We start from the raw sequence: 15399 nt of genomic DNA, 5'->3' as shown, positions 1-15399 counted from the left end.
CGCCCTATCATCACAATGCATGATTATATGTCACCATTCCTTAGAAAATCGTTGGTTTGTGTGATTTGTGTCACGCTGATGTGGTGGTTTTCAAGTTCCTGCCTGTATGCGGCAGCGGGGTTCAGGAACTTCAACTCAAACCGCACTGGAGTCCGGACGATGTGTCAGCGTGGCTTCAACCCAAAATTCGCGCGCCGTGCTGCTCCGCGCCGAGCCGCATTCAGGTCCGCCACGCTGGCCGACTCGACTGATCTGTCGTGTAAAGCATCCCTTGGACGCGGGCCGCCATATACGCGCTCTCCGTGCAATTGCGGTCGGAAAGATTCACCTGGAGACCCGTAGCCCGCAACGATTCTGTCACCTTATTGGAAAGAATTCGCTTTCCAAACGGTCTTTTACGCTACCTAGCATCTGGCGCAACCAGTCGTTGAGCGCTATTGCTTGCTGAGGGACATATCATGAACCTTCTGAGGGAGAAACGCATGCTCATCCATCGAATTGCCACTTTGACGGGTCTTGCCGTCGTGACCTTGTTCCTGGCCGCGCCAGCCAATGCGCTGACCATGGCCGAATGCAGCACCAAGTATAACGCGGCCAAGGATGCCGGAACACTTGGCGGACAGAACTGGAACCAGTTCCGCAAGGCACAATGCGGCACCGACGCCACCGCAACCGACACCACGCCAGCCAAAGCAGATACCACCAGCGCTGCCACCGCCGACGATGCGGCGCCGGGCCTGACGGCGAAAGAGTGCAGCGCCAAATATCAGGCCGCGAAAGCCGCCGGTACGCTGCCGGCATGAAGTGGAACGACTTCCGCAAGAGCGAATGCGCCGCCGGCGCCAGCGCGGCGGCCGAGCCCGTCGAGACGCCCAAAGCGGCGGCAGCCGCTGGCGACGACGCGGCACCGGGCCTGACGGCGAAGGAATGCAGCGCCAAATATCAGGCCGCGAAAGCCGCCGGCACTCTGAACGGCATGAAGTGGAACGACTTCCGCAAGAACGAATGCGCCGCCGGCGCAACCGCCGCGGTCGATACCAAGCCCGCCAAGACGACCGAGTCGGCTGCGACAACCACCGAGACCGGCAAGGGCCTGAGCATGGCCGACTGCAGCGCCAAATATCAGGCCGCGAAGGCCGGCAACACGCTGAACGGCATGAAGTGGAACGACTTCCGCAAGAGCGCGTGCGGCGCCGGTGCATCCGATGACGACACCGTGCCGGCTCCCGATGAGGCAAGCTATACCAGCGACCCGGAAACACCGACCGTCACGGCGCCCAGGGGCGTCAAGTTCCCGACGGCGATCTCGAAGAAGTTTGCCGGCGAGACTCCCGCCAAGGGCCGCATGCACACCTGCCTCGAAACCTACTATGCCAACAAGGACGCCAATACGCTGGGTGGCCTCAAGTGGATCCAGAAGGGCGGCGGCTTCTACAGCCTCTGCAACGCCAGGCTGAAGAGCTGATTCGCGGCAACGTGATCTTAACGAACCGAAGGCCCGCGAACCGCAAGGTTCGCGGGCCTTTTGTTGCCGCACGGGCGTGTCAGTTGGGTCGAAGCGCAGTTGGCCATCACTGCCTGCCGGCTGCATTCGCAGAACTTGACGCACACAACCGATTCCTCGCCCCACCAAGTGGGGAGAGGGACCCAAGATCTGCAACCCCGCGTCTGCAATGCGTTTGAGGGGCGGCGCCGGCTCTGGTCGTCTTGATGTCAAAGCCAAGCGAACAGCACCTCACCACCCTTGTGGTAAGATTTCAAGCCGCGACCGACTGTCGGCACCGTCCAAACGAAAACGCCGCGGTCGAAAGCCGCGGCGTTTCGCAATCGGTCTCCTGGCCGAGCTCAGCTTGACGGCTGAGGCTCCATGCCGCCTTCGGGCTCCGGACCCTTCTTGCGGCGGCTGCCGGACTTCGGCACTGCCGAGCCACGGCTCGGCGGCGTGTCGTCGCCGAGATCGCGGGCGGGCTTATGGCCGGCGATCAGTTGCTTGATCTCCTCGCCGGACAGCGTCTCATATTCCAAAAGTCCCTGCGCCAGCGCGATCCATTCCTTCTTCTTCTTCGTCAGGATGGATTTCGCCGTCGAATAGGCCTCGTCGATCAGCCGGCGCACTTCAGCGTCGATGATCTGCGCCGTCTCTTCCGAGACGTTCTGGGTGCGCGCCACCGAATGGCCGAGGAACACTTCCTCCTGATTTTCGCCATAGGCGACGTGGCCGAGCTTGTCGGAGAAGCCCCAGCGCGTGACCATGGCCCGCGCCAGCTTGGTCGCCTGCTCGATGTCCGAGGAGGCGCCCGAGGTGATGTTCTCCTTGCCGAACTTGAACTCCTCGGCGACGCGGCCGCCCATCATGATGGCGAGCCGCGAGATCATGTATTTGTAGCTCATCGAATAGCGGTCGCCTTCCGGCAATTGCATGACCATGCCAAGCGCCCTGCCACGCGGGATGATGGTCGCCTTGTGCAGCGGATCGGCCGACGGCACGTTCAGCGCCAGGATGGCGTGGCCGGCCTCGTGATAGGCGGTCAGCTCCTTCTCGGCCTGGGTCATGGCCGACGAGCGGCGCTCGGCGCCCATCATGATCTTGTCCTTGGCGTCCTCGAACTCGGCCATGGTGACAAGGCGCTTGTTGCGCCGCGCCGCCATAAGGGCGGATTCGTTGACGAGGTTCATCAGGTCGGCGCCGGAAAAGCCCGGCGTGCCGCGGGCGATAACCTTGAGGTCGACATTGGGCGCCAGCGGCACGTTGCGCACATGCACCTTCAGGATCTTCTCGCGGCCGACGATGTCGGGGTTCGGCACCACCACCTGGCGGTCGAACCGGCCGGGCCTGAGCAGCGCCGGATCGAGCACGTCCGGCCGGTTGGTGGCGGCGATCAGGATGATGCTTTCGTTGGATTCGAAACCGTCCATTTCGACCAGCAACTGGTTCAGCGTCTGCTCGCGCTCGTCGTTGCCGCCGCCGAGACCGGCGCCACGATGACGGCCGACCGCGTCGATTTCGTCGATGAAGATGATGCAGGGCGCATTCTTCTTGGCCTGGTCGAACATGTCGCGGACGCGGCTGGCGCCGACGCCGACGAACATCTCGACGAAGTCCGAGCCGGAAATGGTGAAGAACGGCACGTTGGCCTCCCCGGCGACCGAACGGGCAAGCAGCGTCTTGCCGGTTCCGGGAGGGCCGACGAGCAGCACACCGCGCGGGATCTTGCCGCCGAGCCGCTGGAACTTCTGCGGATCACGCAGGAACTCGACGATTTCTTCCAGATCTTGCTTGGCTTCGTCGACGCCGGCGACGTCCTGGAAGGTGACGCGGCCATGCGCCTCGGTGAGCAGCTTGGCCTTCGACTTGCCGAAGCCCATGGCGCGGCCGGAGCCGGACTGCATCTGGCGCATGAAGAATATCCAGACGCCAAGGATGAGGATCATCGGCAGCCAGGAGATGAGATAGCCGAACAGCGAATTGGAACCGTCGGATTCGGGGCGCGCATTGATGGTGACGTTCTTGTCCTGAAGCCTCGAAACCAGCGACGGATCTCCCGGCGAATAAGTCTGGAAGCCGGTGGAGGTGTCGGTATAGGTGCCGGAGATGCGGGCGCCCGCGATGGTCACGGTCTTGACCCGGCCCGCCGCGACATCCTGCAGGAACTGCGAATAAGGGACATCGCTCGATGCTCCGCGCGTCTGCGGCGTCTGGAACAGATTGAAGAGAGCGATGAGCAGGACCGCTATGATCGCCCAGAGCGCGAGATTGCGATAATTCGGATTCATCAATTGTCCCGTTGGCGTCCGCTGGCGGACACGCGTCGTGAGAGGAAACTTGGGTCTAACATAGGGAGAGCACCTCCCCTTGCCAAGCAGAACAGCACGTCTCGGTTAAGCTTTCGCCCATGATCAACCGGGACTGTGGCCGCTGAAAGGCACGGCTGGAACGAGCGGCGCGCCGATCAGCGCGGCGACAGTTCTGGCCGGCGCCAGATCAAAGGACGGCAGGAAGCGGGAAAAGGGCGCAACAACCGGACGTGCCGCCATTCGTGACGAGACCGGGCTGTCCTGCACCAGACCAAGGAATTCGCCAGGATATTCGCCAAGGTATTCGCTTGACCGCCACAGCGCCGGCTCGGCCGCCAGGGCGGCTCGCACAAGGCTTGGCGGCGTGCCGTCTTCGGCAATTGCCCGTTTTGCGGCACGAGCCGCGCCGAGCGGCGCGATCAAAAACGCACCTGGCCTGTCGCCCAACGTGATCTTCCGGCGACCGTCCCAGAGGGCATCGTCCGCGGCCGGAGCGACGGGCGGCAGGTTGCGGGTTTCGCGACGCAGGAAGATGCCGGCGCGCCGCGCATCGACCACCGTCCGCGACAATGTGGCGCAAAATGGGATCGCGCGAAACGAGGTGGCGCAAGACAGCCCCGCCCTCAGCCGTTCGAGCAGCACCTCGCTGCGAGCCTGGTCAGGCAGAAAGGCAACGCCGCCGACAGTCGCCAGCATGATGCGCAGCGCATAGACGGCCGCCGGCTCGTCGCCGGCCGCCACAAAGCCCGGATCGAGGCGGACAAGGCCGTCGGCTGGCTTACTGGCGAAGCCACGGATCAGCGCCGCCGCGCGATAGCCAAGCTGTTCGCGCTCGACCGCGGCCAGCGCGGCCAGCGCCAGCGCGTCTTCCATTCGCTGCGCGCCATTGCCATCGGCAAGTGCCGCGCGGATGCGCGGCCGCTCGAAAGCCTCGTCTTCATTGGTCGGGTCTTCGACCCAGCCGACATTTGCGCGCCGCAGGACGTCGCGCAGTGCCGCACGCCGTGTGCCAAGAAGCGGCCGTGCGATCCAGATCCGCCAATCGTAAAGGGTTGCGGGCGCCATGCCGGCAAGGCCTCGCCCCCCGTCGCGTGCCCCATCGTCGCGGGCGCCACCGTCCTCGCGAACTTGCCGCATCAGCACAGTCTCGGCTTGGTCGTCGGCAGTGTGGCCGGTCAGGATCAGGCCAATGCCTTCCCCCCGCGCTGCCTCGGCCAGCAGCCGGTAGCGTGCCTCTCGCGCGGCGGCGGGCAGACCGGTCGACGGTTTGCGTCCAGACCAGACCAGGATGCGGTGGGCAATGCCGCGCCCGGCGCAAAGCCTGGCCACGGCTTGCGCTTCCGCTGCCGCGCCCGGCCGCAAATCGTGATCGATCGTCACAGCCAGCAATTTCGTTGCCGGCGCGGTACGGTCGAGGTGATCTTTGAGGAGGAGGAGAAGGGCGGTCGAGTCGCTGCCGCCGGATACGGCTGCAACAACGCCGTTGGTAAAGTCGATCTGCGAGAAATCCGAAATGTCAGGCTCGGTTTCGAGCGTCAATGCATGTCGCCCAAAAGTAGGCCCGGTTTTGGGGCAACGACATGCAAGAGAAAAACTAGCACGCCGCAAGCGCCCTTTCCTGCTTGACGCGTTCCTTGAGCGCGCCGGAAACGTTGGGATAGCGCTTGCCGATCTCGCCGAAAGTGGCGCAGGCCACGTCGCGCTGGTTCAATCCGACCAGCGATACACCGAGCTTCAGCAGCATGTCGGGGGCCTTCTTGGCCTTCGGATAATCCTTGCTGGCCGCCAGGAAAGTCTCGGCCGCGTCGCGGTATTTCTGCTGGCCGAGCAGCGACTCACCCAGCCAGTAATGCGCGTCCGCCGCCTTGGCGTCCCTGGGGAAGCGGGTGATGTGGTCGCGAAAACCCTGTTCAGCGGTGTTGTAGTCGCCCGACAGAATGAACTGGTAGGAGTTGCGGTAAAGCTCCTCCGGATCGTCGGTGGCGGGCAGCGCCGCGACCACCGTGTCGTCGGGCTTGCCGGCCTGCGTCCCTGTGGCTTGGCCGCCGGGGACGGGGTCGGTGCTCTGCGCCGGTGCATGCGCTTGCGGTTTGCCGTCGGAATCGACAACGTTGCCGTTCTTGTCGACTGTGATGGTACCGAACGTCTTCGGTGGCGCACCCTGGATCTCCGTGCCGGGTTCGCCTGTCGGCGATTCGACGATCACCTCCTGGCCGCCATCGGGCGGTGTGCCCGCATCGGCCGGCGTGTGCGTCGCCGGGGCCTCGGCGACGCTGCTGTCGGTCTCGGTGGTGGCGTCCGACTTCTTCTGCTCGCCTGGTTGCTGCGCGCCTTGCGAACCGCCTTCCAGCTGCTGGAAGCGGAACTCGTTGTCTTCCTGCTGCTTGCGGATCTGCTCCTGCATCTGCAGGACCTGGAAGTTGAGCTCCTCGATCCTGCCGTTCATCTGCCGGAGCTGTTCCTGAAGCGCCGTAGCGCTGGTGCCGTCCTGCGCGAATTGAACCTGATCCGGTTTCTTCTTCGTTTCACCGAAAACGCCGGGCAGGTTGATCTTGGGCAAATGGAAGGAAAGACCGCCTTTGGACGGTTGCTCGGTGCCGCTTGCCGGGGCGACGACGCTTGTTAGGAGCAGCAGCGCAAGCGTGCCGCTCAAGACCGATCTGAAATGCATGTGCCTCTCGCCGTGAAGTTGTTGGCCTGTTGCGCGCCTTCCGATCAGGATGGACCGTCAGGCGTCTCGGCTCTTAGCAGGACGCAGGACTTCGGCCAAATTTTGTTTCAGGCCCCATATCCGGGCTCCGGACATGAAAAAGGCGGCCGTGGCCGCCTTTCGCACATATGTGTTGCATTTCTGCCGATCAGGAATTGCCGATCAAGAACCGGCGCCGCTGAGCGTGGTGACGGCGCGGCGGTTCTGCGACCAGCAGGAAATGTCGTCGCAGACCGCGACCGGACGCTCCTTGCCGTAGGAAATGGTCTTCAGGCGCTGGGCGGCGACACCCCTGGCGACGAGAAAGTCGCGGGTGGCGGCCGCACGGCGGGCGCCGAGCGCCAGATTGTATTCGCGCGTGCCGCGCTCGTCGGCATGGCCTTCGATGACGATGGCATACTGCCCGTACTGGTTCAGCCACTGCGCCTGGCGCGAAAGCGTTGTCTGCGCGTCGGCGCGGATCGAGGACGAATCCGTGTCGAAGAAGATGCGGTCGCCGATGTTGACGGTGAAGTCCTGGGCCGATCCGGGCGTTGCCGCGCCGGCGCCGCTGAGGCCGAGATCGGCGGCGCTGTTCGGGGTCTTCTTCGAAGCGCAACCGGCGATGGCGAGCGACGCCACCAGTGCAATCAACACCGGGCTTCGGGTAAGTGCTGCGATACGGCCCATGCCGCCTCTCCTTCGCAATTCGAGTGATTTCATTGATCCTCCAGTAACCACGTTTGGGTTAACCGGCATTCAAGAAACACGGTTAAAATTTGGTTTCGGCTGCCGTCCCGTAGCCGTTTGCCAGAGGGCCACCCGAGGGGCCACAATGCGCGCGGACCATAGGCGGAAATGCGGCTAAAACGCGACTAAGGCATGAAAACAGGCCGATAACGCGGCCTATCCGCCACCGTTGCGAGCCTGCAACCAAAGCAAAGGATGCTCGAGCTGAACATCCTTACTCGCGCTATTCCAGTAGCGGCGACCATGCCGGGTCCGACGCGAAATTCGCGGTCGGGATCGGCTGTTCGTTGCGGCCGGTGAGATCGACCGAAACGAGCTTCGGTCCGCCGGCTGAATCGCGGAAGAACATCAGCACCCGGCCGTTGGGCGCCCAGGTCGGCCCCTCCTGCTGGAAGCCTGTCGAAAGGATGCGCTCGCCCGAACCGTCGATGCGCATGACGCCAATCTGGAATTCGCCGGCGGTCTGCTTGGTGAAGGCGATGAGATCGCCGCGCGGCGACCACACCGGCGTCGAATAGACACCGTCGCCGAAGGAGATACGGGTCTGGCCCGAACCGTCGGCGCCCATCACGTAGATCTGCGCGCGGCCGCCGCGGTCGGAGGTGAACACCACCTTGCTGCCGTCCGGCGAATAGGACGGCGAGGTGTCGATCGCCGTCGAATTGGTGAGCCTGGTCGTCGAGCGGCTTCTCAGGTCCATGGCGAAGATGTTGGAATTGCCGTCCTCGCGCAGCAGGCTCATGATCACCTTCTGGCCGTCGGGCGAAAAGCGCGGCGCAAAGGTCATGCCGGGGAAGTTGCCGACCAATTCGCGCTGCCCGGTCTCGATCTGCAAGAGATAGACCCTCGGCTGGCCGCTTTCATAGGACATGTAAGTGATTTCCTGCCGGTTCGGCGAGAAACGCGGGGTCAGCACGATCGACCTGCCATCAGACAGATAGCGGATGTTGGCGCCGTCCTGGTCCATGATGGCGAGGCGCTTCTTGCGCGCATTCTTCGCACCCGATTCGTCGATGAAGACGACGCGCGTGTCGAAATAACCCTTCTCGCCGGTCAGCCGTTCATAGATGGCGTCGGCGATGATATGGGCGACGCGCCTCGTATTGGCGTCGTTGGCGAAGAACTGCTCGCCGGACATCTGCTGGCCGGCAAAGGTGTCCCACAGCCTGTACTGGGCGCGGACGCGGCCGTCGGCCTCCTTGCTGACGCTGCCGGTCACCAGCGCCTGAGCATTGATCACCTTCCAGTCTTCGAAGCGCGGCGTCGCATCCGGGTTCGAGATCTTTTCGATGAAGGCGCTCTTGTCGATCGGCGCGAACAGGCCGGAGCGCTTCAGGTCTGCGCTGACGATGCCGGAAATCTCCGCGCCCAGCGCATCGCCGCCCTGAAAATCGGTGATGGCGATCGGCAGCGGCTCGACATTGCCTTTGTTGACGTTGAGTTCAACGAGCGCCCGCGCCGGCAAGGTGGCGGCGGCAGTCATGCCCAGCGCCATCGCTGCGATCATCAGGAGCGGCTTGAGGATGGATTTCATGTCTTCTCGCTTCTCTTCAATGATTCAATGGCGCCAGGCCTAAAGGCCGAGCATCTCCCTCGGATCGAAAGTGACCCGGACGTCGGCCCAGATGTCTTGTTTGCCTGCGGGAACCTGCAGGCCGGCGACATCGCATTTCTGAACCGCGCGCACGGCACTTTCGTCAAACGGACGATTCCCGCTGGACTTTTCGACGGATGGCCGTCCGTCGAGCTTGCCGGAGGCGTCCAGGTTGAACCGGACTATGACTATGAAATTCTCGGAACCCTCGAGTCCTGCCGGCAGTGTCCAGCAACCGCCAAGCTGGGCCTCCAATGCCCCCTGCTCCGATCTCGAAAGCTTCTGGCCCTGATCCTTGTTGCCACCGAGCGACGCCTGCTGGGTCGAGCGCTTGGCGCCGCCGCCGGATGGCTTCTGCTTGTCGAGCAGCGCTGAAATCTCGTCGGCGTTGAATTGCTTGTCATCCGACTTCGGCCTGGACGAGGCTTCCTTGACCGGCTTGTCGGCGTTCTTGCGCTCCGGCGCCTTGGCGCTTTCGGCCTGGGCCGGCTGCGGCTTCGGCCGCGCCTGCGGCGCGGGCGCCGAATCCGGAAGCTGCGTCTCCTCGGTTGGCGGCTCCTGGGCAATGGCCTCGGCTACGGCGTCGGGTTTGACCTCCGGCTGCGGGTCGATGGCGGCAGTCTTGTCCTGCTGCGGGGCCGGCTCCGGCTCCTTGGCCGGTGTCGGTTTTGGCTCCGCCTGCTTGACCGGCTCGGGCTTCACCTCTTCCTTCGGCTGCGGGACCGGCGCGACCTCGGTCGCCGGAACAGGCTTGGGCTGCTCTTTCGGCTTCGGCACGTCCTCGGGCTTCGGCTTTTCGACCGGGGTAGGCGCGGGTGGCGGCGCCTCTGCCAGATCGACCGGCTTCGGCTTGGCTTCCGGTGTTATCGGCTTTTCCGTATCGACACTGTTCTCGCCGACCTTCTGGGCATCGGGAACGATATCCGGTCGCTTGGTCGGCGTCGGCGCCGGCTTTTCATGCACCACGGCTTTCTTGTCGCCCTGCAGAACCTGCGCCATCGCCTCCATGGGCACGATATCGACCGACACCGATTCAGCGTCGGACGCAGGCATGGCAGGCGGCGAGGACAGCGTGAACAGCCCGAAGGCAATCGCCACCGTATGCAAGATCACCGATGTGGTGAGGCCGGTCCTCATCTTGCGTCTATTGATCCTGTTCCTGCAGTGAAACGAGGCCGATGTTTTTGTAGCCGGCGGCCGAGATGCGGGCCATCACCTTCATCGCCGTGCCGTAGTCCGTCGATCTGTCGCCGCGGATGAAGATGCGCTCATCGTAGCCGGTCTTCGAAATCGCCTGCAGCTTCGCCACCAGCTCCTCGATCGGGATCTCGGTTTCCTGGAGATAGATCTGGCCGGTGGAGTTGATCGAAACGGTGATCGGTTGCGTATCGACATTCATCGCCTTGGCCTGCGTGTCCGGCAGGTCGATCGGCACGCCGACCGTCAGCAGCGGCGCGGCGACCATGAAGATGATCAACAGCACCAGCATCACGTCGACCATCGGCGTGACGTTGATTTCCGATATCATCGCGTGATGGCGGCCGCGCCGCCTGTGGCCGCGACCACCGCGTCCTCCGCCACCCGCGCTTACAGACATTCCCATGATTGTTCCTCAGGTCTTCTGCGCGACTTTTTCATCGATTTGGCGCGAGAGTATGGCGGAGAACTCGTCCGCGAACCCCTCCATGCGCACGGCGATCTTGCTCGCGTCCGATGACAGCTTGTTGTAGGCGATGACGGCGGGTATGGCTGCGAGCAGGCCAATGGCAGTGGCCAGCAGCGCTTCGGCGATGCCGGGTGCGACCACCGACAGGCTGGTGTTCTTGGATGCGGCGATCGCCTGGAACGAGGTCATGATGCCGATCACGGTGCCGAACAGGCCGATGAAGGGCGCCGCCGAGCCGGTGGTGGCGAGAAAACCAAGCCGTCCTTCCAGCCGTTCCATTTCGCGGGTCAGCGCCAGATCCATCGCCTTGTCGATGCGGGTCTGCAGGCCGAGCGGCGATTTCGCGCCCTTCTCGAAGCTCTTCTTCCACTCGCGCATGGCGGCGACGAAGATGGCACCCATGCCTGACGTCTTGCGGTCGGCGAGCGTGCGGTAGAGCTCTTCCAGCGACTGTCCCGACCAGAACACCTGTTCGAAGCGATTGAGCGCAAGCCGCATGCGGCCATAGGCGACGAGCTTGTCGACGATGATCGCCCAGGTCCAGATCGAGGCGCAGAGCAGCCCGATCATGACCAGCTTGACCACCCAGCCGGCCTGCATGAACAGTGCCCAAACCGACAAGTGCGCGCCCGGTTCGGCGAGTGCGATGTTTTCCATGGTTACGTCCTTAAGATTTCCGGGGCATGGCTGGCGGTTGGCCCATGGGCATACCTTGTGGTCCGTTCGCGCAAAGCTTGCAGAATAACCCCAAAATGCACCGTTGGCGGCCTTTTCGGAGTAAATATTGGTGAAAGGAAGGCGCTGGATTTCGCCAATCTTCACCGATCTCTTCATGAACTGTTATGGTTAAGGATGAGTTAGGACGTACAGCGCGACGCATTGCCGCGCCCCGGGCGAGCCGTCCGGCAAATCGTCACCCGCGATCGAAGCGGACAGCACCGGGTCAGCGACGCTGGGAGACGTTACCCATTTGCCTTCGGCATGAAGGCCGCAACCCATTCCTTCGGAAAACGTCTTGGCCGGCCGTTCTGGCCGATGATGGCCGCCTCGACCCGCGCCTCGACCAGCACCTCGCTGCCACGCTTCAACTGCTGCGCCATGAAAATGCGCGCGCCGGAAATGTCCTCGGTTCGCGTCTCGATGGTCAAGATGTCGTCCATGCGGGCGGATCCGCGGAAGTCGATCTCCATGCGCCGCACCACCCAGACTATTCTTTCGCCATGCTTGCCCTGGGCCAACTCGGTGTGATGGATGCCGGCAAGCCTGAGATAGTCGGAACGGCCACGCTCGAAGAATTCGAGATAGCGCGCATGATAGACGACGCCGGAGAAATCGGTGTCGGCATAATAGACCCGCGCCATCAGCCGATGGCCGAATTCCGTCAGCGCGCCGGAAAGCCCGGCGCGGAGCATCGCCGATTCACCATGATCGTCCATTGCGCTTTCCTTTTTCGGCCTGACCGGGCACCTAAAGCGCGACGCGCTTGAGGCAGTTGTTTCCGCGCGTGTCGTTGTCCCAGAACCGCTACACGCTTTTGGGCGGCACGCATTAGCTTGGCGCACGAACCCGATGGCACTGTTGACGGCGATGATCAAGACCTTGATGGCGGCGCTGCTTGTGCTGGCCGCGCTGGCGCTGCCGGGCCAGGCGGCGAGCTTTTCGATGAAGCGGGGCCTCAATCTCGACCAATGGACGACATGGCCGGGCGAGGACAAATGGAGCGATCCGCAGGCAATCCTGCCCTATCCGGAATGGCGCAAGTTCCTCAACGGCGACGACCTCAAGGCGCTGAAGAGCGCCGGCTTCGATTTCCTGCGCATGCCGGTCGACCCGTCGCCGTTCCTGTCGGAGCAGACGCTGACGCTGCGCGACGAGCTCTATGCCAGCGTGCTGGACTCGGTGCGCATGATCAACCGCGCCGGACTGAAAGTGATCGTCGACATGCATCTGATCCCCAGCGGCAGCAGCCGGAAGATCGGCATGGGCGAGGTGATGGACGACCCGCAAACCTTCGAGGCCTATCTCGAGGTGGTGCGCAAGATGGCCCGCACACTGGCCGATGAGGACCCGCGCCAAGTGGCTTTCGAGCCGATGAACGAGCCGATCGTCGACTGCGATACCGACGGCACCGGCCTCTGGCCGGAGCGCCAGCAGAGACTGTTCGCAGCGGCGCGTTCGTCGGCCACCAAGCTCACCCTGATCCTGACCGGCGCCTGCTACTCCAATGCGGCATCGCTGCCAAAGATCGATCCGAAGGCGATCCCGGACGACAACATCATCTGGACCTTTCACTCCTGCGATCCGTTCCTGCTGACCCATCAGGGCGCGACCTGGGCTGGCGACTTCATCCCCTACGTGACCGGCCTGCCCTATCCGCTCAGCGCCGTCCCGCGCGCGCAACTGGATGCCACGCTCGATACGATCCGCGCAAGGACCAAGGCCGAGGCGCCGTGGACGCGGCAGAGCGGTCTGCTCGCCTATCTCGACGAGCAGGTGGCCAGCATGGATACGGATGAGAAGCTGCGCGGGATGATGGATGCGCCGTTCCTAACCGTCAAAGCCTGGGCAAAGGCCAACGGCATCAGGCCTGAGAATATCACGCTCGGCGAATTCGGCATGATCCGCCAGGAATACGGCAATGCCTATGTGATGCCGGCCGAATACCGCGCCGCCTATGTCAGCGACATGATCGCGCGCGCCGAAGCTCATGGCTTTGCATGGTCGGTCTGGAGCTATGGCGGCGCCTTCGGCGTCGTCGACGCTTTTAACGGCGAAAAGGCCGAGCCGGAAGTGATGGACGCGATCAAGTCACTTCATTGAAGTGGTTCAGGCTGAACCCAGTTCGATTGAAAGAATCTCTGGGCGCATGCCAAAACGCACCGGCAGAATGCTGAAGCCGAGCCCTCCGGAAACGATCAGGTTGCGGTTGTGCTCGACGACGTGGCCATAGGCAAAACGGTTGCCGAAGTGGGATGGCACGACCGGAGAATAGCCGAGCAGCCGCACCTGTCCGCCATGGGTGTGGCCCGAAAGGGTCAGCGATACCCATGACGGGACCTTCGGAAATATATCCGGCTCATGCGCGAGCAGGATAATAGGAGCCTTGTCGCTCACCTTTGCCAGCGTGCCATGCAGATCGTCCAGTCCTTTGAATCTGCTGCGGCCCCAGGCTTTGCCCGGCCGCAGCGCAAGTTGGTCCGCAAGTCCGGCGACCCAGAAGCCATGCCCGTCCTTTTCCAGGCGGACGACATCGTTCTCCAGCACCGGGATGCCGGCACGCTCGAGCGCCCTGCGCGCCAGCGTCGGCCCGGCCCCGGCCTTTTGCGCGGAAAGGTCCTCCCACCAGTCGTGATTGCCAAGGATCGACCACACGCCGAGCGGCGCCTTCAGGCCGGACAAGGCAGCCGCCCATTCGGAAGAACCCACCCAGTCCGTAACCAGGCGTGTGCCGGCTGCATAGTCGCCAAGCAGGACAACCAGATCCGGCTGCAGGGTGTTCGCCCGTTCGGCAAGCGACCTAATCCGCTCCGGCGTCATCCATGGCCGGCAAGCATGAATATCGGCAAGAGCGACAACACGAAGCCGCAATCCCGCGGGCCAGTTTGGCGGCGTCAATGAATAGCGCTTTACATGCGTCAGCAACATCGGCTCGATGCCAACCGCATAAGCGCTGAGCGACACGGCCGACAAGAACGAACCGCCGATGAGGCGCAGAAAGCCACGTCTGGTGATCAAGCTCAGCTCCGTCGTTCGTGGGATCGACGGTCCCACAGCGCGAAGCGTTAGAGACCGCAAATGCGCCGGCAAGCTGACCAGGATTAGGAGTTTTTGCGCAGGAACGAAGCGCGCGCGAACGCTACTCTTCCTGGAACAGGCTGATCTGCTGCTGTGCCAGGTCCTTCGGTGCGTCGAGGCCGAGATGCCGCCAGGCATTGGCGGTCAGCAGGCGGCCGCGCGGCGTGCGCTGGATGAAGCCCTGCTGGATCAGATAGGGTTCGATGATGTCCTCGATGGCGTCGCGCGGCTCGGAGAGCCCAGCCGCGATCGTCTCGATGCCGACCGGCCCGCCGCCAAAATTCCGCGCGATCATCGACAGATAGCGGCGGTCGAGCGCATCGAGGCCGAGCGCGTCGACCTCGAGCCGCGTCAGCGCCTCGTCGGCGATCTGTCGATCGACATGACCGTCGCCGGCGACGGAGGCGAAGTCGCGCACGCGACGCAACAGCCGGCCGGCGATGCGCGGCGTGCCGCGCGCGCGCCGCGCGATCTCCAGCGCGCCGTCGTCGCCGAGCGGCATGGCAAGGATGCGGGCGCCGCGACGCACGATCTGCTCCAGTTCCTCGACCGAGTAGAAATTGAGACGGACCGGAATGCCGAAACGGTCGCGCAGCGGATTGGTCAAGAGACCGAGCCGGGTGGTGGCCGCGACGAGAGTGAAACGGGCAAGGTCGATCTTGACCGAGCGCGCCGCCGGCCCTTCGCCGATGATCAGATCGAGCTGGAAATCCTCCATCGCCGGATAGAGGATTTCCTCGACCGCCGGGTTGAGCCGGTGGATCTCGTCGATGAACAGCACGTCGCGGTCCTCGAGATTGGTGAGCAGCGCCGCGAGATCGCCGGCCTTGGCGATGACCGGACCTGAGGTCGAACGGAAGTTGACGCCGAGCTCGCGGGCCATGATCTGCGCCAGCGTCGTCTTGCCGAGGCCGGGCGGGCCGACGAACAGCACATGGTCGAGCGCCTCGCTGCGGCCCTTGGCGGCTTCGATGAACACTTTGAGATTGGCCCGCACTGCCGCCTGGCCGACGAAGTCGCCAAGCGTCTGCGGCCGCAAGGTCTGCTCGGCGTCCTCGCCGCGCTTGTCGGGAGCAATGAGGCGGGGCGAAAGACTCATGCCGCCTTCCT

General features: G+C 63.6%; 14 protein-coding genes. 3 read left to right on the top strand and 11 right to left on the bottom strand.

Going from position 1 to position 15399, the window contains the following annotated elements; translation table 11 throughout:
- The first annotated feature begins 482 nt into the window (after positions 1–482).
- Together IQ26_RS40210 and IQ26_RS00265 are read left to right on the top strand one after the other, a co-directional pair.
- A complete protein-coding gene (locus tag IQ26_RS40210; protein ID WP_407660301.1) occupies positions 483–803 on the top strand; it encodes a hypothetical protein in 321 nt (106 codons plus the stop codon).
- Positions 800–1465 carry a hypothetical protein gene (locus IQ26_RS00265; RefSeq protein WP_240546937.1) on the top strand — a complete coding sequence of 222 codons (666 nt, stop codon included), beginning with the start codon at positions 800–802 and terminating at the stop codon, positions 1463–1465. The genes IQ26_RS40210 and IQ26_RS00265 overlap by 4 nt, the downstream gene beginning before the upstream one ends.
- Positions 1466–1845: 380 nt before the next feature.
- Here the strand turns inward: IQ26_RS00265 and ftsH are convergent, their stop codons facing one another.
- The 9 genes from ftsH to ybgC all read right to left on the bottom strand — a co-directional run bounded on the left by ftsH (position 1846) and on the right by ybgC (position 11930).
- The gene (gene ftsH / locus IQ26_RS00260) at positions 1846–3774 is read right to left on the bottom strand and encodes an ATP-dependent zinc metalloprotease FtsH (protein WP_145711150.1); all 1929 of its coding nucleotides are present in this window, start codon (positions 3772–3774) and stop codon (positions 1846–1848) included.
- A 123-nt stretch (positions 3775–3897) separates the two neighbouring features.
- On the bottom strand, positions 3898–5334 hold the full coding sequence (tilS, locus tag IQ26_RS00255) for a tRNA lysidine(34) synthetase TilS (RefSeq protein WP_145711148.1): 1437 nt from the start codon (positions 5332–5334) through the stop codon (positions 3898–3900).
- A gap of 55 nt (positions 5335–5389) precedes the next feature.
- Positions 5390–6466, bottom strand: coding sequence for a tol-pal system protein YbgF (ybgF, locus tag IQ26_RS00250; RefSeq protein WP_145711146.1), 1077 nt, complete (start codon positions 6464–6466; stop codon positions 5390–5392).
- Positions 6467–6667: 201 nt separating this feature from the next.
- The gene (gene pal / locus IQ26_RS00245; protein ID WP_145711144.1) at positions 6668–7174 is read right to left on the bottom strand and encodes a peptidoglycan-associated lipoprotein Pal; all 507 of its coding nucleotides are present in this window, start codon (positions 7172–7174) and stop codon (positions 6668–6670) included.
- 283 nt (positions 7175–7457) lie between these two features.
- Positions 7458–8741, bottom strand: coding sequence for a Tol-Pal system beta propeller repeat protein TolB (gene tolB / locus IQ26_RS00240; protein WP_407660307.1), 1284 nt, complete (start codon positions 8739–8741; stop codon positions 7458–7460).
- 66 nt (positions 8742–8807) lie between these two features.
- Positions 8808–9965: a TonB family protein gene (locus IQ26_RS00235; protein ID WP_145711139.1), complete on the bottom strand. Its 1158-nt coding sequence runs from the start codon at positions 9963–9965 to the stop codon at positions 8808–8810.
- A gap of 7 nt (positions 9966–9972) precedes the next feature.
- The gene (tolR, locus tag IQ26_RS00230; protein ID WP_162457828.1) at positions 9973–10431 is read right to left on the bottom strand and encodes a protein TolR; all 459 of its coding nucleotides are present in this window, start codon (positions 10429–10431) and stop codon (positions 9973–9975) included.
- A 9-nt stretch (positions 10432–10440) separates the two neighbouring features.
- Positions 10441–11151, bottom strand: coding sequence for a protein TolQ (gene tolQ, locus IQ26_RS00225; protein ID WP_145711137.1), 711 nt, complete (start codon positions 11149–11151; stop codon positions 10441–10443).
- Positions 11152–11456: 305 nt separating this feature from the next.
- Positions 11457–11930: a tol-pal system-associated acyl-CoA thioesterase gene (gene ybgC / locus IQ26_RS00220; RefSeq protein WP_145711135.1), complete on the bottom strand. Its 474-nt coding sequence runs from the start codon at positions 11928–11930 to the stop codon at positions 11457–11459.
- Positions 11931–12063: 133 nt separating this feature from the next.
- Here ybgC and IQ26_RS00215 point away from each other — a divergent pair, with 133 nt between their 5' ends.
- Complete coding sequence (locus IQ26_RS00215; protein WP_145711133.1) at positions 12064–13314, top strand: glycoside hydrolase family 5 protein; 1251 nt, start codon at positions 12064–12066, stop codon at positions 13312–13314.
- A 6-nt stretch (positions 13315–13320) separates the two neighbouring features.
- On the opposite strand, the gene IQ26_RS00210 is transcribed toward IQ26_RS00215, so the two are convergent.
- Together IQ26_RS00210 and ruvB are read right to left on the bottom strand one after the other, a co-directional pair.
- The gene (locus IQ26_RS00210; protein ID WP_145711131.1) at positions 13321–14229 is read right to left on the bottom strand and encodes a metallophosphoesterase; all 909 of its coding nucleotides are present in this window, start codon (positions 14227–14229) and stop codon (positions 13321–13323) included.
- A gap of 121 nt (positions 14230–14350) precedes the next feature.
- Positions 14351–15388, bottom strand: coding sequence for a Holliday junction branch migration DNA helicase RuvB (ruvB, locus tag IQ26_RS00205; protein WP_145711128.1), 1038 nt, complete (start codon positions 15386–15388; stop codon positions 14351–14353).
- Positions 15389–15399 lie beyond the last annotated feature (11 nt).

Origin of the sequence: Mesorhizobium tianshanense, from assembly GCF_007830515.1 — a bacterium.
In the GTDB taxonomy this organism is placed as follows: Bacteria; Pseudomonadota; Alphaproteobacteria; order Rhizobiales; family Rhizobiaceae; genus Mesorhizobium; species Mesorhizobium tianshanense.
The sequence above is the reverse complement of the archived record's forward strand: the minus strand, read 5'-3'. Positions and strand labels throughout refer to the sequence as shown.

Excerpts from the sequence above, each read along its gene's own strand:
- IQ26_RS40210 (WP_407660301.1), top strand. The coding sequence starts at position 483 with ATGCTCATCCATCGAATTGCCACTTTGACGGGTCTTGCCGTCGTGACC.
- IQ26_RS00265 (WP_240546937.1), top strand. The coding sequence starts at position 800 with ATGAAGTGGAACGACTTCCGCAAGAGCGAATGCGCCGCCGGCGCCAGC.
- ftsH (WP_145711150.1), bottom strand. The coding sequence starts at position 3,774 with ATGAATCCGAATTATCGCAATCTCGCGCTCTGGGCGATCATAGCGGTC.
- ybgF (WP_145711146.1), bottom strand. The coding sequence starts at position 6,466 with ATGCATTTCAGATCGGTCTTGAGCGGCACGCTTGCGCTGCTGCTCCTA.
- pal (WP_145711144.1), bottom strand. The coding sequence starts at position 7,174 with ATGGGCCGTATCGCAGCACTTACCCGAAGCCCGGTGTTGATTGCACTG.
- tolB (WP_407660307.1), bottom strand. The coding sequence starts at position 8,741 with ATGATCGCAGCGATGGCGCTGGGCATGACTGCCGCCGCCACCTTGCCG.
- IQ26_RS00235 (WP_145711139.1), bottom strand. The coding sequence starts at position 9,965 with ATGAGGACCGGCCTCACCACATCGGTGATCTTGCATACGGTGGCGATT.
- tolR (WP_162457828.1), bottom strand. The coding sequence starts at position 10,431 with ATGGGAATGTCTGTAAGCGCGGGTGGCGGAGGACGCGGTGGTCGCGGC.
- tolQ (WP_145711137.1), bottom strand. The coding sequence starts at position 11,151 with ATGGAAAACATCGCACTCGCCGAACCGGGCGCGCACTTGTCGGTTTGG.
- ybgC (WP_145711135.1), bottom strand. The coding sequence starts at position 11,930 with ATGGACGATCATGGTGAATCGGCGATGCTCCGCGCCGGGCTTTCCGGC.
- IQ26_RS00215 (WP_145711133.1), top strand. The coding sequence starts at position 12,064 with ATGGCACTGTTGACGGCGATGATCAAGACCTTGATGGCGGCGCTGCTT.
- ruvB (WP_145711128.1), bottom strand. The coding sequence starts at position 15,388 with ATGAGTCTTTCGCCCCGCCTCATTGCTCCCGACAAGCGCGGCGAGGAC.